The organism is Bacillus sp. FSL K6-0073 (assembly GCF_038006085.1).
GTDB lineage: Bacteria > Bacillota > Bacilli > Bacillales > Bacillaceae_G > Bacillus_A > Bacillus_A cereus.
This window is the reverse complement of record NZ_JBBOUN010000001.1, coordinates 2,707,375-2,725,663: the sequence shown is the minus strand read 5'-3', so window position 1 is coordinate 2,725,663 and position 18,289 is coordinate 2,707,375. Positions and strand designations below refer to the sequence as shown.

Below are 18,289 nucleotides of genomic sequence, written 5' to 3'. Positions count from 1 at the left end.
TGGTTTTGGTTATGTATTTTCTTTGCGTCCATTATACAAAATATAGTGCTACTAAAAAAGAATAAAGAAGTGCATTAAGATATTCAAATTATTAACATATTTGTGTTGTCTTGCTAGTTGCATTGAAAACGCTTTTATTCAGTTTTATAATAAAAGTATGTTTTATAAATCTCCAAAACAATTAAAAGGGAGATGATACAATGTTAGCTTCACCGTTTTACTTACATACATGGAAAAAGTTTGTTAATGAAGGTGTTCTTGATTCAAATCGCATAAATCAAAGAATTTCAGAATCGTGGCATCGATGTAAACAGGCTAATGTTAATCCTCACATGAATAAAGGTCAGAAAATTTTGTCTTCTAACATTTTTCAAGAACAAAAGAAAAAGAGTGAAATTTTCCTTGATATCGCATTACCTCAAATACAAAATATGAGAAAAACCATTGATGAACTACAAATGATGGCATTATTAATCGATCCAGATGGTTATGTTCTATCGTTAAGTGGAAATAAACAAACGTTAAAGCGAGCGAAACATATTAATTTTATTGAAGGTGTAAAATGGACGGAATCAGCTGTTGGCACAAATGCAATTGGAACAGCGCTAGAAATTGAAGAAGCTATTATGATAAGTGGTACTGAACATTACACCGTGGCATCTCATAGCTGGAGTTGTGCGGCTGCTCCCATTCATAATGATGATGGGAAATTAATTGGTGTTCTAGATTTCTCCTGTCCAATTGAATTTTCGCATCCATATATGCTCGGTATAGTAACTTCAATTGCACATGCGATAGAACGTGAATGTAGCATAAGAGTTCATCAAAATGAATTACATTTAATTCATCGTTTTTTAGATGTTATTGATAGTGATGAACAAGTAGTTATTTGTAATCATCGTGATGTTATCGTTTCTGCGAGTAAGAGCGTTCGTGAACGAATAAATAATTGGTCAAGAATGAAACTTGAAGAGTTAATGCACCATGGATTGGAAACTAAATTAGAGATACCAGTATATAGTAATGAAAGAATGATTGGGAAATGTATGTATTTAAAGGAAAATAAACAAATGAATACATATTCTGCTCTCACATTTATAAAAGGGATTACTTTTTCAGGAGTTACCGGGACAAGCAGAGCATTTCAACACACACTAGAAGAAATTAAGCTTGTTTCACCGACTGATGCTAGTGTGTATGTATGTGGTGAGACAGGAGTAGGAAAGGAATATGTTGCGAGAGCGATTCATGAAAATAGTCCAAGAAAAGACGGGCCCTTTATAGCTGTTAACTGCGGTTCTTTGCCTAAAGAATTAATGGAAAGTGAATTGTTCGGTTATGCTGAAGGTGCATTTACAGGTGCGCGACGTCAAGGATATAAAGGGAAATTTGAACAAGCAAACGGAGGAACATTATTTTTAGATGAAATTGGTGAAGTACCACCAGAGATGCAAGTAGCATTATTGCGTGTTTTACAAGAACGCACAATAACTCCAATTGGGAGTTCAAAATTGGTACCAGTAAATATTCGTATTATTACTGCCACACATAAAGATTTACTACGGTTAGTAGAAGAAGGGAAATTCCGTCAAGATTTATATTATCGTTTGCACGTTTATCCGTTATATGTTCCATCGTTAATAGAAAGAAAAGAGGATATCCCATATTTTATACAACACTTTTGCGAACGGAAGAATTGGAATGTTGTATTTCCAAAGAGTATATACAATCAATTTTTACAACATACATGGCCCGGAAATATTCGGGAACTAGTAAATGTATTAGAACGCATTTACATTTTGTCGCAAGGACGGGAAATATGCGAAAAACAAGTAGCTTTTTTGTTACAAACAATGAGGGGAAATCAACAACAACTTGAGTTACAAGTTGAAAATAAAACAGAACATACATTACATTTTCGCGAAAAAATACAGCGTGATAGCATGATTGAAGCATTACAAAAGACAAATGGAAATGTTTCGTTAGCTGCAAAACTATTAAATGTACCCCGTAGTACATTTTATAAACGAATGCAAAAATATAAGTTATAAAGTAGATTTTTGTAATCTACTTTTTCTTTGTGGGCTCATGTTCTGTCGGAATGTGCGCTTACCGGGGAAATAATAGAATTGTTAGAAGGGAAATTTCCTAATGGAGGTTAGTGTGTGAAGTACATTGAAATTGGAATCGGGAATAGGTGGTTTGTTCGAACGGAAACTGAAAATAAAGATGGGACTGAATTTGAAGAACGAGGTATTATAAAACCTATTTATTTTGAGTCATTATACGTACGTATTTGGTTTCGGAAAACTTGTTTTATTTTTGATACGAAAGAGGGTTTTAAGAAAGATAAGAAGAGAAGGGTTGAATATAAATTTATTGTTGGAATTGTAAGTAGACTGAATAAAGAAAAAGTGGGCTAACATGCGTAGTTATATTGGACAGGAAATTCTTTTGACTTATATCAAATTCATGAAAAGCACATTTACTAAATATAAATTGTTAATAAAACCGCTAAGAAAACTTAGCGGTTTCTTTTTAAAAAGGGAGGGTTTGCGTATGAATAGGATCGTAACTGTTTTACTTGCAATTATTATAATGGGGTATTCCATTTATAGTTGGAATGATACTTCGGAACTGAGTATGCTAATTTTACAAACGCTTTTAGGGTTTATGTTAGTTAGCTTAGGCGTGCAAAATTTAAAAAATAACGGAAAAGAAAATAGAAGTATAGGAATTGCTTTACTACTCGTGGCTTTGTTTTTAATTGTTGTATCTTTAATAAAATATTTTATATGAATAAGTTTTTAAATTAATAAAAAATGATTATTTATTGAATCCCCCTCACAATAAAAAGTTGAAATTCTACTTGTATTTCACTATATAAAATATGGCATAATGATTTAGTTAAAATAGAAATGGATAGGGTATTTGAGAGGGGCAGTATAATGAGTTTTGCAATTGAAATAGTAATAAAAGCACCATTGGATGTTGTATGTGACTACATAATAGAAGATGAAAAAATAAAAGAATGGAATACGTTTATAATAGAAAATCGCTATCCTTCAAATATGGATAAAGAGAATCCACGTGTAGGAGATAAATATATTACTGTTCAAAAAGTCGGTAAGAAAATATTCGAGGCTGAAGTAGAAATCCTTGAATACGATGCACCGCATATTATTTCACTTGGTAGTGAAATGAAGCAAGGATATTCAGCAATGACTTATATGTTAGAAGAAGATGAGGAAGGTACAGCACTAACAGTAATTTCAGAATATGAACCTAGTAATTTTTATTATAAAATTATGTATAAGTTAACAGGCTGGATATCACGAGGTATAACTATGGAACAAATGGAGCGTCTAGCAGAATGTGTAGAAACTGCTTATAATAAAGAAAATTAATATTAAAGAAATATTAAGGGGAAAACGTTACTCAAAGGATTGAGTAACGTTTTTATTATTTTAAGATTTTTCATTGGAAATCTTAAAAGCTCTTTTTTATATTTCTTTATCAATACAAAATCTCTTTGTTATCCAATAAGTAAGTTCAGAAGAGGTAAGGTTATGTTCTCTTTTCTTACCTTGGAAAATACGGTATATGTATGTCTCAATGGAAGGAAAAAAATGACCTGTTTTATTACCTTTTTCCCAGTCAATTATTTTAGTAAGAGTTTCCCACTTTACTTTTTCTTGATGAGCTTTAATAAGTTCATTTAAAAACTTTAAGCTAGTATGCTGTTTTGTAGCACCTAAAAATGATAGAAAACTATTTACTAGTTGTTCTTGAGACATTTTCTTGTCCTTTCTATATAGGAATTGTTATTGGTATTATTATACAATAGATGTCAGGAAATAAAGGTATTTACTAATGAAGTGGGGGAGAATTTTATGTCTATGTCGCTATATTATAAAAAAATCCGTGAGCAATTAGGACATGAACTAATATTCATGCCAAGTGTAGCTGCTGTTATAAAAAATGGGCAGGGAGATATTTTGTTTCAATATCCTGGCGGGGAATACTGGAGTTTGCCAGCTGGAGCAATTGAACTTGGGGAAACTCCAGAAGAAGCAGTAATTCGGGAAGTTTGGGAAGAAACAGGATTGGAAGTACAAGTAAAAAAACAAAAAGGAGTATTTGGAGGAGAAAAGTACCGCCATATATATCCGAATGGTGATGAAGTAGAATATATTGTTGTTGTGTTTGAGTGTGAAGTTACTAGTGGCGAGTTAAGATCGATAGATGACGAATCGTTAAAACTAAAATATTTCCCTTTATCTGAAAAGCCCCTTTTAGCATTGCCATACCCAGATAAAATATTTTTATAAATGTAAAATAGCACACCGTATTTATTACAGGTGTGCTATTTATATAACCCTGTCGTATACATTTCCGTCAATGTATGTATTATCTCTTCTAACTCTAATTTTTTATCATTTTTCACAATCGTCCAAAGAAACATCTCATTCATTGCGAACCAAGCACGTGCTACAATTTCTTTATTTAATTCAGGCTGTGCTAATCCACTTTCTTGAGAGTATGTAATATCCTGCGTAATATTGTTTATGAAGCGTTCCCGTATCTCGTCCCAGTTTTGACGTATCTCTTTTGATAATCCGATTGCTTCTTCTACAACTTGTAAAATAGCTCGTTCTTTCTTTGCTAGTTGTAGAAATGCTCTAACTTGATTTTGAATCATTTTATGTGCTTCTTCCTTCGTTTGAGGCAAAAAGGAGCGCTTGGTAATATCATAAAATTGATTCATAACATCTTCCATTAAAACGATAAGGAGATTATCTTTGTTTTTAAAGTATACATATGCTGTACCATATCCGGTTTCTGCATGTTTAATAATTTGTGTAATTGTCGTTTTTTGAAATCCGTTACGTATAAAAATAGTGTAACCAGAGTGTAATAGTTTCTTCTTGGTTTCTAAGGAGCGGTGTTTTCTTGATGAAAGGGTACTGTTTTTCAAAGAATCACCTCTTTATACTGAAATATCTGAAAATATAACTGTATTGTAAAAGAAATTCATATATAAAGTCAACTGACATAATATCATTGACGTCGTATCAATTGAGGTGATATATTTCAATTAGTTAGAATAAAAAGAAAATTAAGAGAAGGTGACACCATGTATAAAGAACCATTTCAACCGAATTATGAATATGCGCTTGAATGTGATAAACATGATGAACTGAAAGATTTTCAAACTGAATTCTATAAAAAAGAAGGAACGATATATTTAGATGGAAACTCATTAGGACTACTTTCAAAAAGAGCAGAGAAATCGTTACTTACTTTGCTAGATTCATGGAAAGAGTATGGCATTGACGGCTGGACAGAGGGTGAGCATCCGTGGTTTTTCCTCTCGGAGAAATTAGGTGAGTTGACTGCACCTCTTATTGGAGCTTTACCAGAAGAAACTATTGTAACCGGTTCCACGACGACAAATATACACCAAGTGATTGCCACATTTTATGAGCCGAAAGGAATACGTACAAAAATTCTTGCGGATGAATTAACATTCCCGTCAGATATATATGCACTTCAAAGTCAAATTCGTTTAAAAGGATTAGATCCAGATGAACATTTAGTAAGAGTGAAAAGCAGAGATGGTAGAACACTTTCTGAAGAAGATATTATCCATGCGATGGAAGATGATATCGCTTTAATTTTATTACCTTCTGTTTTATATAGAAGTGGTCAAATTCTTGATATGAAACGTTTAACAACGGAAGCTCATAAACGCGGTATTCATATTGGATTTGATTTATGCCATTCAATAGGATCTATTCCGCATCATTTCAAAGATTGGGATGTCGATTTTGCTGTTTGGTGCAATTATAAATATTTAAATGCAGGACCGGGTGGCGTTGCAGGAATTTATGTAAATAGTAAACATTTTAATAGACTGCCAGGGTTGTCTGGATGGTTTAGTTCTAGAAAAGATAAGCAGTTTGATATGGAGCATACATTAACAGCTGCCGATCATGCAGGTGCTTATCAAATTGGTACACCGCACGTATTAAGTACAGCACCTTTAATTGGTTCTCTTGAAATGTTTAAAGATGCTGGTATTGAACGTTTACGCGAAAAATCTTTACATATTACAAGATATATGCTGAATTTAATTGATCACGAATTAAAAGATTTCGGATTTACAATTGGAAATCCATTAGAGGATGAAAAACGTGGCGGGCACATATATTTAGAACATGCAGAAGCAGCACGTATTTGTAAAGCGCTAAAAGCAAATGGAGTTATCCCTGATTTCCGAGCACCTAATGGAGTAAGACTGGCGCCGGTCGCTTTATATAACACATATGAAGAAGTGTGGAAATCTGTACAAATATTAAAGAAAATTATGAAAGAAGAAGAGTATAAACAGTTTGAAAATAAGCGAGAGGTTGTGGCATAAGCATGAAAACATCAGAGTGGATTGATATTTCACAACCGCTAAATAATGATATTGCAACGTGGCCAGGAGACACACCGTTCTCATATGAAGTTTCATGGTCAAAAGAAGAAAGTGGCTCGGTAAATGTTGGAAAGTTAACGATGAGTATTCATACAGGCACTCATATTGATGCACCATTTCATTTTGATAATGATGGAAAGAAAGTATTGGATTTAGATGTTCAAGTTTATGTTGGCCCAGCACGGATTATTGACGTTTCTAATCTTGAAAGCATCGGGGAAAAGGAATTAGAAAGCTTTCATTTAGAAGGTGTAGAACGATTATTATTACGTACATCTTCACATGGAAAAGCTGAAGAATTTCCAGATGTGATCCCTCATTTACGTGCAGACATAGCACCTTTTCTTTCGGAGAAAGGTATTCGTTTAATCGGAGTAGATGTACCATCAGTTGATCCGCTAGATGATAAAGAATTAGCAGCGCATCATCAATTATTTAAACATGGAATTCATATTTTAGAAAATGTCGTACTAGATCATGTAGCAGACGGTGATTATGAATTGATTGCATTACCACTTGCATTAACTGATGCAGATGGAAGTCCAGTTCGAGCCGTTATTAGACCAATATAAGTAGAATGATATAAAAGGGGCGTTTGGCTAATATGAAAGAAAATGAAAAAGTAATTATGGAAAAAGGGATTCATACGGATTTTAAAGAGAATATGACGTATGGGGAATATTTACAATTAGATAGTTTACTATCTTCTCAAAAAAGATTATCAGACCATCATGATGAAATGTTATTTATCGTTATTCACCAAGCAAGTGAGCTTTGGATGAAGCTCATTTTACATGAGCTAAATGCGGCGATTGAATCTATTAAACAAGATAAATTACAACCAGCTTTTAAAATGTTAGCACGTGTATCAAAAATTCAGTCTCAAATTATTCAATCTTGGGATATTCTTGCGACATTAACACCATCAGAATATATTGAGTTTCGTGATTCACTCGGTCAAGCTTCAGGTTTTCAATCGTATCAATATCGTATGATTGAGTATGCACTTGGCTATAAAACGCCACATGCATTAAAAATTTATGAAAAGGATCCAGAATTACATGCACGACTTCATAAAGCGCTACATGCACCAAGTCTATATGATGTCGCGATTCAAGCATTAGTAAAAGAAGGATTCCTTATTCATAAAGATGTGTTAAACCGTGATATTACGCAGCCTTATGAAGAAGATGCAACAGTAGAAGCAGCATGGTTAGAAGTGTATGCGGATGTGAAAAAATATTGGAACTTATATCAGCTTGCTGAAAAATTGATTGATATTGAAGACTGGCTACAACAATGGCGTTTCCGTCATATGAAAACAGTAGAAAGAATTATTGGACATAAAATGGGTACAGGTGGATCCTCCGGTGTTTCTTATTTAAAGCGAGTACTTGATCAACAATTCTTCCCAGAGCTTTGGAATGTTCGTACGAAATTATAAAAATAAACCTGTCAGTTCATTATGGCTGACAGGTTTATTTTTATTTGAGCACAATTATGTTTAAAATGAAGGAACAAGATATAATAAATGGATTAACTATTTAAATGGAGGTAAAGTTTTGGATTTCAAGCAACTAGAAAATAAATTCGAAAAGAAAAAAGTGAATACATTTCTTGTTTATCAAAAAGGACAATTAACAACTGAGTATTATAAAACACCCGAATGTGCAAATAACTTATATAAAATAAATTCGATTACAAAAAGTATCGTATCTTTATTAATTGGTATTGCAGTTGATAAGGGCTATATAAATGATATACATACACCGATCACAGAGTGGATTGAAAATGTACCTAGGGGAAAACATAATTTAACACTATATCACTTATTAACAATGACTACTGGTGAGGACTGGAAAGAGTTTGGGAATGGAGTAGTATTCCCAAATGACTTTGTAGAATCAGAGAACTGGGTACAGTACATATTAGAAAAGCCAATAATTGAAGAACCTGCTACAAAAATGAATTATAATTCAGGTTCTTCTCATTTACTGAGCTATATTATTCAAGAAGCTACTGGAATGTCGACAGAGCGGTTTGCAAAGAAATATTTATTTAATCCATTAGAAATTAACGAATACGAGTGGCAACAAGATCCGCAGGGTATATATGTCGGCGGCTTCGGTATGAAAATGAAATCTACCGATTTATTAAAATTAGGAAAATTATGTTTGCAAAATGGATATTGGAATGAAAAAGAAATTGTATCAGCGAAATGGTTAGAAGAGTCAAGTAGGGCGCATTTTGAAACATATGAACATGTCGGCGCATATGGATATCACTGGTGGGTATTACATACCGAAAGATTTCACATACCGTATTGTATATATTTCGCTATGGGATACGGCGGACAATACATCGTTATCATTCCTCAGTTAGAAGTAGTAGCTATTATAAGTAGTCATATGCCAAAACGTGGGCTCGTTCCATTAAAACTATTTATTGAGCATGTACAGGGAATTTCTAATTATATATAAGAAAAGGAGGGAATGTATGAAGGATGAAAAAATTTTATCTTTATTTAGATTCTGTTTAAGTCTTCTAGTATGTAGCGCCATTATTACGCAATTCATAATCAGGGCACAAGTGAAACCGTTCAATCCAGTTAACTTTTTTAGTTTCTTTACTATCGAAAGTAACATTTTAGTTGCATGTATTCTCCTTTTAAGCAGTATCGGAACAGCTACATTTGGTCGCTCAGAACAGTTTAGTATACTTCGTGGTGCGGCAACGGTATACATACTTACGACAGGACTCATTTATTTTTTGTTACTAAGAGGGTTAGAAGAGTCACTTCAAACGGCAATACCATGGGTAAATACTGTGCTACATTATATCATGCCGATTGCAATGCTTTTAGATTGGATTTTAAATCCACCTATTAAGAAAATCACTTGGAAACAATCTGCAAGTTGGCTCTTATTCCCGTGTTTTTACGTTGTATATAGCTTAATACGTGGCCCAATCGTGAATTGGTATCCATATCCGTTTTTAGATCCAAGAATAGGTGGGTATGGTAAAGTACTTTTATACAGTATAGGGATAGCAGTTGTAATCGGTGCTATTTGTATATTGGTAAGATTTTTAGGGAATCGAAACTTTAGAAAAGAATTTTAGAAATGCAAGAACCCCACTGTGTCTGTTTTTAACAGTGGGGTTTCACTTTATCCAGCTATTTGTCGGGCTGCCCGTAAAAGTCCGATTGGTGAGGGCTGATGATTAGTGGGAGATGAACAAAACCCCCACTGATTAAGGTTTCACTTTATCTACTCGTCTTCTGAAACGACAACTTTATAAATTTCTCCGTCTTCGTTTCAAATTCTACATCAACAAAAACACCGTATTCTTTTCCATCTTCACGTAACCACAATTTAAATTTTTCAACAGTTATTTGAACTGTTTTTGGTTTTCTACCTATATGAAGATAGTCAATAATTTCTGCTTTTGGGTATTGTTCTTTCGTCTTTTCTACGGCAAGCTTACCCCATTTGGCATACGGCGGCTGCGCATGAACAATTGATGAGCCTGTATATATATTTGAACATGTTGTTAGGAACAGAATGACAAGTGCGACACGCTTTAACAATTTCTTCATGATGAACTCCTTTTATCTTTTTTGTATATTGTTTACATATTTTTTCAACGATATGAGTTTGGATTTTTTTGTCTTCTTTACATAAAAGCGAGGCTTTTACAAAACATAACCAAGAAATCATTTCCGTAATTAAGGAGGGAAAATTATGCGCCAAAAGGCTATTTTTAAAATAGCAGTTTTACTTGCGTTCATAGGACTGTCTTTAATGGTCAGTAGTATACAACTAAAGAATGTAGAAGCTTTTTCTAATCAAGTCATTCAAAGAGGGGCATCTGGCGAAGATGTCATTGAACTGCAATCTCGTTTGAAATATAACGGATTTTATACGGGAAAAGTGGATGGTGTTTTCGGATGGGGTACATATTGGGCACTTCGGAATTTTCAAGAGAAATTCGGATTACCCGTTGATGGTTTAGCTGGAGCTAAAACGAAGCAAATGCTCGTGAAAGCAACAAAGTATGACAAGTCAACTGCTAATAAAGGGACGACAACGAATAAAGGAAATAGTGGTGGCACTGCACAAGAGAATAAACCACCTCAAAATAAAGGGACAAATGTTCCGAACGGTTATTCTCAAAATGATATTCAGCTTATGGCAAACGCAGTATACGGAGAATCACGCGGTGAACCATATTTAGGACAAGTTGCAGTAGCTGCTGTCATTTTGAACCGTGTTACAAGTGCATCATTCCCAAATACTGTTTCAGGTGTAATCTTTGAGCCTAGAGCATTTACAGCGGTAGCCGATGGACAAATATATTTAACGCCAAATGAAACAGCAAAAAAAGCAGTTTTAGATGCGATTAACGGATGGGATCCAACAGGAAATGCTTTATATTATTTCAATCCAGATACTGCGACTAGTAAATGGATTTGGACTCGTCCACAAATTAAAAAAATCGGTAAACATATTTTCTGTAAATAGAGCGGAGGTGGGACAATGTTACGAGGTATTATTATTGTATTATTAACAGTCGGTGTAGTAGGAACAGGATATTGGGGCTATAAAGAGCACCAAGAGAAAAATGCGGTTTTAATTCGAGCGGAAAATAGCTATCAACGTGCATTCCATGATTTAGCATACGAAGTCGATTTATTACACGATAAAATTGGCACAACACTTGCGATGAATTCACGATCATCTTTATCACCTGCATTAGCAGATGTATGGCGTTTAACATCTGAAGCTCGCTCAGATGTAGGACAACTTCCTTTAACATTAATGCCATTTAATAAAACGGAAGAATTTTTAGCGAATATCGGTGATTTTAGTTACCGTGCAGCCATTCGTGATTTAGAAAAAGAACCGTTAAATGAGCAAGAATATAAAACGTTGCAAACTTTATATTCAAATGCAGGAAATATACAAGATGAACTAAGAAAAGTACAACATCTTGTTTTGAAAAATAATTTACGCTGGATGGATGTAGAAATGGCACTTGCATCAAATCGCGATCCAGCAGATAACACAATTATTGATGGATTGAAAACTGTAGAGAAAAACGTAACATCATATTCTTCTACAAACTTCGGACCGACCTTTACAAGTGCGCAAAAAAATAAAAAAGGCGGATTTGAAGCGGAAGGAAAGGCAATTTCTAAAGATGAAGCGGCGAAAATTGCCAAATCGTTTTTGAATTTAAAAGGAAATGAAAAAGTAGATGTTGAGAAAAGCGGAAAAGGTGCGAAAGAATCCTTCTATAGTGTGAAAATTAAAGATGAAGCAACGAACAATGAGTTCTATATGGATATTACCGGAAAAGGCGGATATCCAATTTGGGTTATGAATAACCGCGAAATTAAAGAACAGAAAGTTAGTTTAAACGATGCAGGTAGTAAAGGTTTGAAATTTTTAAAGGACCATAAGTTTAATAATATGGAGCTTTATGATAGCTCTCAATATGATAATGTTGGTGTATTTACGTATGTAGTAAATGAAAATGGAGTACGAATTTATCCAGAAGCAATCCAAATGAAAATTGCTTTAGATGATGGTTCTATTGTTGGGTTCTCCGCAAAAGAATATTTAGCATCACATCAAAAGCGAACAGTTCCATCGGCAAAGCTAACTGCAGCAGAAGCAAGAAAGAAAATCAATCCGGATGTAAAAGTCATGGAAGAACGTAAAGCTTTAGTAGTCAATGATTTGCATAATGAAGTACTTTGCTATGAATTTGTAGGCACTTTAGGAAAAGATACGTACCAAATATTCATTAATGCTAATAGCGGGGCCGAGGAAAAGGTAAAGAAAATGCAAGCTGTTGAAAAAATTTATGATTAAACCTTAATAGTGAAGTGGTGAAAATAATGAAAACTCTAATATATATATTGATGCTTTGCTTTGTTATAACTGGATGCAGTATTGGAAAAAAAGACAATCCAAACGAAAAAACGGAACAAAAAAATGTTTCAATGAAAAATGTTAATTATACGAATAAATCAAATAAGCCAAATGAAAAAGCAGCAGATCATTTAGCATCTTTAGCGGCAAGTGTGCCAGGTGTGAATGATGCAACCGCGGTCGTTGTTGGAAAATATGCTATTGTAGGTATTGATGTAAAAGCAAAACTTGATCGAACTCGAGTTGAATCAATTAAATACTCTGTTGCAGAAAGTTTAAAAAATGACCCTGACGGTGCTAATGCAGTCGTTGTAGCAGATGTTGATACGTATGAACGCCTCAAACAAATTGGAAAGCAAATTAAAAAAGGAAAAACAGGTGAAGGTATACTAGATGAATTAGCCGCTATTGTGGGCCGAGTAATGCCACAAGTTCCAAATGATATGATAGAAAATAGAGAAACGAATCCAATTAAAGATAATGATAAACAATTACCAAAAGATGAAGAACAAGAGTTAAGAAAAGAACAGAATGATCAATCAAATAATCATTTGAATAAATGAAATTAGCCTCGTACTTAATTGTACGAGGTTTTTAAATATAATATTAAATATTCAGTTTATTTTTAAGGGAAAATATGGTTTAATTATGATGGGAGGGACAACTGTTATGATGAAAAAAAGCGCATGTATATTGTTTAGTTTATGCTTAGGTTTCAGTATGACAGCGTGTGAACAGAGAAAAGAAGTGAAAAATCAAACAGCAACTTCTTCTACTGTGATGGAAAAGCAACAGAAAGAGTCTATCAATATAAATCATTTCTCGAGTATAAATGAAGGGATGACTTATACAGAAGTGAAAGATTTAATTGGTTTTGAAGGAGATTTACTTATAGAAGAAGGGGTAGAACATTCTACACAAATTAAACAAATTTTTGCTTGGAAAGGAAACAATCCAAATTCATTTGTTGAAATTACCTTTTTAGATGGAAGAGTGCATTCAAAAGCACAGCAAGGTATAGGTTAATAAGCTAAAAAATGGGAGAGTTTAGCATGAACATACACACAGGGGAAATTCAATTAGTTCCGTATAAGGAGAAATATAAAGAAGTTATACAAACATTTACTTTACCAAGTGAACAAGTTCAGTTTACATCAGATCCAAGCGCATTACTGGAGAAAGCAAAAAGTGATCGTACAAAAAATGTGATTGTTATTTTAGATTACAATGGGGTACCGGTGGGTCTTTTCTCATTGCAAACAGGCGATAGAGTACAGGAATTTACAGACAATAAAAACGCTTTACTTTTAACCTCATTTTCTATAAATCACAATAGACAAAGAAAAGGATACGTCAAAAAGTCATTGTTATTATTAGACGAGTTTGTAAAACGTTATTTTCCAATAAAAAATGAAGTTGTACTTGCTGTGAATGAAAGAAATATTCCTGCACAAGATTTATATGCAAAAGTCGGCTTCCAAGATAAAGGTTTTAGAAGAATGGGACCAATAGGCCAACAAATAATAATGCATTTGTCTATAATGAAATAATGAGATAGAAAACTTACTCTTGAATATTCATGTAGTAGGTTTTTTTATTTTAACAATATATAATATATGTATATAAAATGAAATAGAAATGAAGGATATAAAAAATGAATCAAGATAGAAAATGGAATATCGTTGGGGGAAGAGTGATTAAAACTGAGATTGCAGTTTTTCTTACAGTGTTAGTTTGTGAATTTTTTAATATCTCAACTTGGAGTTATAAAAATGATTTAAAAGATTATAAACCAAATCATTATCATCACCATTTTTCAAGTGAGTATATTATTTTATTTGAGGTATTATCTATTCATGATATGTTAGAAGAATTAAAACAAATATCCGAGAAATATGAGTGGGAAAATCGATTCAATTGATAAGTTCATTTTATTGTGGGGGGAATAGTATGACACTTTATATTGCATTACTAAGAGGAATCAATGTCGGTGGACATAAAGTAATCAAAATGGCTGAGTTAAAACGAGTGTTTGAATCAATAGGGTTAAAACAAGTGAAAACGTATATACAAAGTGGTAATATAGTGTTCGAATCTGAGGAAGATATAAACTTTCTAAAAGACCGAATACAAATGGAAATAAAAAATGAATTTGATTTCGATGTTCCAGTCATGCTAAGAACACATGATGAATTTATAAATATTATTAAGCAATGTCCGTATGAAGTTCATTCATTGTTAGAAGGAGAAAGTGTTCATATTGCTTTTTTAGCTAATGTACTTTCTGAAGAAGAGAGTAGTCAATTGCTTATATTTAAAAGTGAACTTGAAGATTGCTATATAGATGAGAAGGTCGTTTATTTGTTTTTCAAAAATAGCATTCGAAATTCTAAATTAATGAACCAGTTTCAGAAGTTACATACACCAGCTACAGTTAGGAATTGGCGGACTGTGAACAAATTAAAAGCAATTGTAGAGGGTATGTAAATATAAAAAGATGAGGTTTTCTACATGTAGAAAACCTCATCTTTTTATTTATATTGTTTTGCAACTACGAGTTCGACAATAGGATAAATAAAGAATGAAGAGCAAATTGCGATGAACAGAGGGAGGTTTTTTACTCCATCTAAATTAGCCCCCATAGAAAATCCTTCAGAGAAGATTAATATAAGGAACATTACAACTACAAGCACAAAATATGCAATTTTAAAGCTTTTATATGTAATTTGTTGTCCCATTTCATCTTGACTTTCTTCTGATACACCGTGGGGATCTCCCCAAGTAATGTAATTAATTAAATTACTAAGTATTAACGAAATAGCAAAAATCGTACCGCCCAAAATAGAACCTTCAGTTATGTATTTATATGTGCCATGTACTAGTATTGCAATTAATGCTAAAACAATGATTATAAAAATAGTTTTTTTAGTATTCAATAAATAATTGCCCCCTCGATTGTAAAAAACTCTTTACAAATATAAGTATAAAATTGGAAAAGTATCATGTCAAATACTTTTTACATGAAATATGTAAGTATGTAATATTTTAGTTCTATGATAAATAAAAAATTACAATACATTTGAATGTAAAAGAATGGGCTCGCATATATTTGGAAGGGATGTCAGATTAATTTAGGGGGTAGTTATGTCTATACTTTTAAAAGCTGGTGCAGATGCAGGAAACAACGGTTTGAAGTTAATGGTGAAAGGGCAAGACCCTATTTTTATTCCGAGTATTTATTCTTTATATATAGGTGAGCCTACAGGACTCTTAGATGAGGTAGATGTTTCATTATCTGAATTAGAAAACCACATTGATGTGACTATAAGTTCGCCATCGTTAATGCTAAATAATGTACGATACATCGTTGGAGAAAAAGTCATTCAAGATCAATTAAAAGGTACTGAGGTAGAGAAGAAATCAAATAAGTCAACGGATGAGTTAATGGTTATTACAATACTATCAGGTTTGGCGGTAAGCGCTATGCGTCAAAGTCCAACTTCTAGCCATATTAATATTCGTTATGATTTATCTGTCGCTCTTCCTATGCAACTTATTACACAAGAAATAGCTGCTGAAAATGCAAAACGTTATATGGGAAATCATAAGGTTATTTTCCATTATCCGAACGGACGCGATGTGACAATTAATGTTTCAATTGAGTATTGTAAATGCCTGCCTGAGGGTGCTTCTGGGACGTGGGGCATTGTATACGATGAAGAAGGAAATGTTGTGAAACATAAAATAGAATGTGAGCAAAATCAAGTTTCTGAAATTGATTTTGTAGATAAAACGCTACTCTCTTTTGATATTGGCGCAGGGACGACAGAAGAAGTCGTTTCATTAGGGGTGAATTTCCGTCCGCAACTAAGTAAAGGTTTATCTTATGGTGTAAAAGAGACGTTACTACAAATCATTACGAGATGGAACCGGAAGTATCCAACTAAAACGATTGATAGTATTACAGAATTCAATCAAATTTATTTAAATGATAAGCATCCGAGAAATACATTATTAGTTGAGGAATCACAGCCAGCACTATTAGGTTTAGCAGCACGTGTTGCAACAGATATTATAAATAAAATTGATGATATGAAAGACGATCCATACGTGTTTATTTATGGCGGGGGTGCAGTAATTATTAAAAACAGTTTAAAAATGATTTTAAAGCAAAAAGGACGACTCAAAAATGTAATCTTTGTAGATAATCCGTTATTTACAAATGCACGAGGATTATTAGTCTATACTTGTTCGCCAAAATATAGAGAGCATAAGCAAAAAGAGTTAGGATTTACAAACTTAACGATAAGTTAGTTGGTGGAAGTATGCGATCTAGGCGATATAAACGTGGTGATCGAGTAAAAATCAATATTCATAAATCGGTATCACCTGAAATGCTTGCGTGGCTGAATAAACAATCAAATCCAACTAATTTCTTCTTCTTTGCTGCGCAGCAACTATTTAAACAAGTAGGAGATATTGACGTTTCTAAAGCTTTACCAAGCAGCCATGTTTTCTCATTATATGTGGAGCCTTCATCCTTATTAAAAGTCGAGGTAAACCCTTTTAAAAACATGACACTAGACACAAATACATCCACCGAAAATGCAAAAAAAAAATTATGGGAATCTGTTGATCAATTAGATTGTCCATTTTTTTAAACATAGAAAAATATAAGAAGTCCCCATCACTATACATACGAATACAGTGATGGGGTTTTGTTTGTAAATAGAAGGGGGCACAATACAATTTGTGCCCCTTCCATTAGTTATTTATCTAAATTTTAGATGTATGTTTAGAAACAGCATTAATTATGCTTTCCCAGTCATCTGGATGGTTTTCATGGCCTGCCCCTTTAAGAGTTAATAGCACTGAGTTTGGAATTTCATCAATTAGTGCGAGGCCATGTTCAAATGGGAGTGCTGTATCGTCTGTTCCGTGAATAACCAATGTAGGTGCTTGTATGGAGTGAAGTACACCCTCATATGCATCATCACCTTGAAGTAAAGCGTGATTAAACATACTTAATAAATTGTTTGCGCGTTCTATTTCTTGTTTTACTTGTTTATAAACTCTATTTTCATCAAATATTCGTTCTGATCCACATAATAGACGAGATCCTGAAACTAAATACTCTGCCACATCATTTTTATTTGTCCAATCTATACTTGTGCCATTTACATGATGTGTTAAAATCCTTTCATCCATTGGAGGTAAATCGCGAGTATTGTCATCAGATCCTATTACACTAGTCGCTAGTAAAGTTAGCGTCAAAATTCTTTCGGGATGTTTTACAGCGGCAATTTGAGCAATCATACCACCTAATGACATACCAAATAGGTGAGCTTTATCAATATGATAAGCATCTAGTACTCCAATTGCATCTTCAGCCATATCTGTTACTGTATAATTGGAAGTTCTAGGTTCATAGGTAACAGAGCGTCCAACATCACGGTTATCAAAGCGAATAACAAACTTCCCCGTACTAGCCAACAGCTCACAAAACTCTTCATCCCAATAAACCATGGAACATGTAGCACCCATAATTAATAAAATAGCAGGGTTCTTAGGGTTTCCAAAGCTTTCTGTACATATATCAATTTCGTTTATTTTAAATATCTTTTCACTCATATAGTTAGCCCCATTTCTTTTGAATTTAATTAATAAAACAGTTTTGGATGATTCTAAGATGTGTGTAAGATTCGTATTGGAATTCATCCCGCTATTTGCTGGTCAGTAAGAGTCCCGTCTCAAAATTCAGGGAAAGTAAAGAGGTTGGGAGGGGACCAACTGCCCGAAAAAGCCCAATTGGCGAGGGTTGATTAAAGTTTCACTTTATAATGCTTCTTGCATAATTACCCCCAAA

The 18,289-nt window shown here is 33.5% G+C and carries 23 protein-coding genes and 1 pseudogene; 19 read left to right on the top strand and 5 right to left on the bottom strand.

From position 1 onward, the window contains the following. The first annotated feature begins 200 nt into the window (after window positions 1–200). The 4 genes from MHB52_RS14120 to MHB52_RS14105 all read left to right on the top strand — a co-directional run bounded on the left by MHB52_RS14120 (window position 201) and on the right by MHB52_RS14105 (window position 3,407). The gene (locus MHB52_RS14120) at window positions 201–2,051 is read left to right on the top strand and encodes a sigma-54-dependent Fis family transcriptional regulator (protein ID WP_061664211.1); all 1,851 of its coding nucleotides are present in this window, start codon (window positions 201–203) and stop codon (window positions 2,049–2,051) included. 114 nt (window positions 2,052–2,165) lie between these two features. Beyond that, a complete protein-coding gene (locus MHB52_RS14115; RefSeq protein WP_000873842.1) occupies window positions 2,166–2,423 on the top strand; it encodes a DUF3977 family protein in 258 nt (85 codons plus the stop codon). A gap of 136 nt (window positions 2,424–2,559) precedes the next feature. Then, a complete protein-coding gene (locus tag MHB52_RS14110; RefSeq protein WP_001080075.1) occupies window positions 2,560–2,799 on the top strand; it encodes a DUF3953 domain-containing protein in 240 nt (79 codons plus the stop codon). A gap of 149 nt (window positions 2,800–2,948) precedes the next feature. Then, complete coding sequence (locus MHB52_RS14105; protein WP_000006409.1) at window positions 2,949–3,407, top strand: SRPBCC family protein; 459 nt, start codon at window positions 2,949–2,951, stop codon at window positions 3,405–3,407. A gap of 99 nt (window positions 3,408–3,506) precedes the next feature. Here MHB52_RS14105 and MHB52_RS14100 read toward each other — a convergent pair. Beyond that, window positions 3,507–3,797, bottom strand: a pseudogene (locus tag MHB52_RS14100) (hypothetical protein); the annotation flags it as partial. A 96-nt stretch (window positions 3,798–3,893) separates the two neighbouring features. Here MHB52_RS14100 and MHB52_RS14095 point away from each other — a divergent pair. After that, window positions 3,894–4,331 (top strand): NUDIX domain-containing protein, encoded by a 438-nt coding sequence (locus tag MHB52_RS14095; protein ID WP_000062930.1) that lies wholly within the window; start codon window positions 3,894–3,896, stop codon window positions 4,329–4,331. A gap of 35 nt (window positions 4,332–4,366) precedes the next feature. Here MHB52_RS14095 and MHB52_RS14090 read toward each other — a convergent pair whose 3' ends face one another. Further along, a complete protein-coding gene (locus MHB52_RS14090; protein ID WP_000798556.1) occupies window positions 4,367–4,978 on the bottom strand; it encodes a TetR/AcrR family transcriptional regulator in 612 nt (203 codons plus the stop codon). A gap of 159 nt (window positions 4,979–5,137) precedes the next feature. Here MHB52_RS14090 and kynU point away from each other — a divergent pair, with 159 nt between their 5' ends. From kynU to MHB52_RS14065, 5 genes are all read left to right on the top strand, one after another. Next, window positions 5,138–6,424 (top strand): kynureninase, encoded by a 1,287-nt coding sequence (gene kynU, locus MHB52_RS14085; RefSeq protein ID WP_000276259.1) that lies wholly within the window; start codon window positions 5,138–5,140, stop codon window positions 6,422–6,424. Window positions 6,425–6,426: 2 nt separating this feature from the next. Further along, window positions 6,427–7,056: an arylformamidase gene (gene kynB / locus MHB52_RS14080; protein ID WP_000858060.1), complete on the top strand. Its 630-nt coding sequence runs from the start codon at window positions 6,427–6,429 to the stop codon at window positions 7,054–7,056. A gap of 32 nt (window positions 7,057–7,088) precedes the next feature. Then, window positions 7,089–7,928 carry a tryptophan 2,3-dioxygenase gene (gene kynA / locus MHB52_RS14075; protein ID WP_000661953.1) on the top strand — a complete coding sequence of 280 codons (840 nt, stop codon included), beginning with the start codon at window positions 7,089–7,091 and terminating at the stop codon, window positions 7,926–7,928. Between the two features lie 118 nt (window positions 7,929–8,046). After that, a complete protein-coding gene (locus MHB52_RS14070; protein WP_000346264.1) occupies window positions 8,047–8,964 on the top strand; it encodes a serine hydrolase domain-containing protein in 918 nt (305 codons plus the stop codon). Window positions 8,965–8,980: 16 nt separating this feature from the next. Next, window positions 8,981–9,604, top strand: coding sequence for a Pr6Pr family membrane protein (locus MHB52_RS14065; protein WP_061664212.1), 624 nt, complete (start codon window positions 8,981–8,983; stop codon window positions 9,602–9,604). A gap of 145 nt (window positions 9,605–9,749) precedes the next feature. Here MHB52_RS14065 and MHB52_RS14060 read toward each other — a convergent pair whose 3' ends face one another. After that, complete coding sequence (locus MHB52_RS14060) at window positions 9,750–10,082, bottom strand: DUF3889 domain-containing protein (RefSeq protein WP_000734901.1); 333 nt, start codon at window positions 10,080–10,082, stop codon at window positions 9,750–9,752. Between the two features lie 145 nt (window positions 10,083–10,227). Here MHB52_RS14060 and sleB point away from each other — a divergent pair, with 145 nt between their 5' ends. The 7 genes from sleB to MHB52_RS14025 all read left to right on the top strand — a co-directional run bounded on the left by sleB (window position 10,228) and on the right by MHB52_RS14025 (window position 14,910). Then, the gene (gene sleB, locus MHB52_RS14055) at window positions 10,228–11,007 is read left to right on the top strand and encodes a spore cortex-lytic enzyme (protein WP_001249053.1); all 780 of its coding nucleotides are present in this window, start codon (window positions 10,228–10,230) and stop codon (window positions 11,005–11,007) included. A 15-nt stretch (window positions 11,008–11,022) separates the two neighbouring features. Then, on the top strand, window positions 11,023–12,363 hold the full coding sequence (gene ypeB / locus MHB52_RS14050) for a germination protein YpeB (RefSeq protein ID WP_000943727.1): 1,341 nt from the start codon (window positions 11,023–11,025) through the stop codon (window positions 12,361–12,363). Between the two features lie 26 nt (window positions 12,364–12,389). Further along, window positions 12,390–12,986: a YhcN/YlaJ family sporulation lipoprotein gene (locus MHB52_RS14045; RefSeq protein ID WP_000854059.1), complete on the top strand. Its 597-nt coding sequence runs from the start codon at window positions 12,390–12,392 to the stop codon at window positions 12,984–12,986. A 106-nt stretch (window positions 12,987–13,092) separates the two neighbouring features. After that, window positions 13,093–13,449 carry a hypothetical protein gene (locus MHB52_RS14040; RefSeq protein WP_000976442.1) on the top strand — a complete coding sequence of 119 codons (357 nt, stop codon included), beginning with the start codon at window positions 13,093–13,095 and terminating at the stop codon, window positions 13,447–13,449. Between the two features lie 11 nt (window positions 13,450–13,460). Further along, complete coding sequence (locus tag MHB52_RS14035) at window positions 13,461–13,973, top strand: GNAT family N-acetyltransferase (RefSeq protein WP_137026717.1); 513 nt, start codon at window positions 13,461–13,463, stop codon at window positions 13,971–13,973. A 104-nt stretch (window positions 13,974–14,077) separates the two neighbouring features. Then, on the top strand, window positions 14,078–14,344 hold the full coding sequence (locus MHB52_RS14030; RefSeq protein WP_061663195.1) for a hypothetical protein: 267 nt from the start codon (window positions 14,078–14,080) through the stop codon (window positions 14,342–14,344). A gap of 29 nt (window positions 14,345–14,373) precedes the next feature. Continuing rightward, on the top strand, window positions 14,374–14,910 hold the full coding sequence (locus MHB52_RS14025) for a DUF1697 domain-containing protein (protein WP_016118045.1): 537 nt from the start codon (window positions 14,374–14,376) through the stop codon (window positions 14,908–14,910). 44 nt (window positions 14,911–14,954) lie between these two features. Here the strand turns inward: MHB52_RS14025 and MHB52_RS14020 are convergent, their stop codons facing one another. Beyond that, window positions 14,955–15,359 carry a hypothetical protein gene (locus MHB52_RS14020; protein ID WP_001093144.1) on the bottom strand — a complete coding sequence of 135 codons (405 nt, stop codon included), beginning with the start codon at window positions 15,357–15,359 and terminating at the stop codon, window positions 14,955–14,957. Between the two features lie 208 nt (window positions 15,360–15,567). Here MHB52_RS14020 and MHB52_RS14015 point away from each other — a divergent pair, with 208 nt between their 5' ends. Both MHB52_RS14015 and MHB52_RS14010 read left to right on the top strand, forming a co-directional pair. Next, a complete protein-coding gene (locus MHB52_RS14015; RefSeq protein ID WP_000025622.1) occupies window positions 15,568–16,737 on the top strand; it encodes a ParM/StbA family protein in 1,170 nt (389 codons plus the stop codon). 11 nt (window positions 16,738–16,748) lie between these two features. Beyond that, window positions 16,749–17,084: a hypothetical protein gene (locus MHB52_RS14010; RefSeq protein ID WP_001257760.1), complete on the top strand. Its 336-nt coding sequence runs from the start codon at window positions 16,749–16,751 to the stop codon at window positions 17,082–17,084. A 115-nt stretch (window positions 17,085–17,199) separates the two neighbouring features. Here MHB52_RS14010 and MHB52_RS14005 read toward each other — a convergent pair whose 3' ends face one another. After that, window positions 17,200–18,054 carry an alpha/beta fold hydrolase gene (locus MHB52_RS14005; protein ID WP_044797657.1) on the bottom strand — a complete coding sequence of 285 codons (855 nt, stop codon included), beginning with the start codon at window positions 18,052–18,054 and terminating at the stop codon, window positions 17,200–17,202. Window positions 18,055–18,289: the final 235 nt, after the last annotated feature.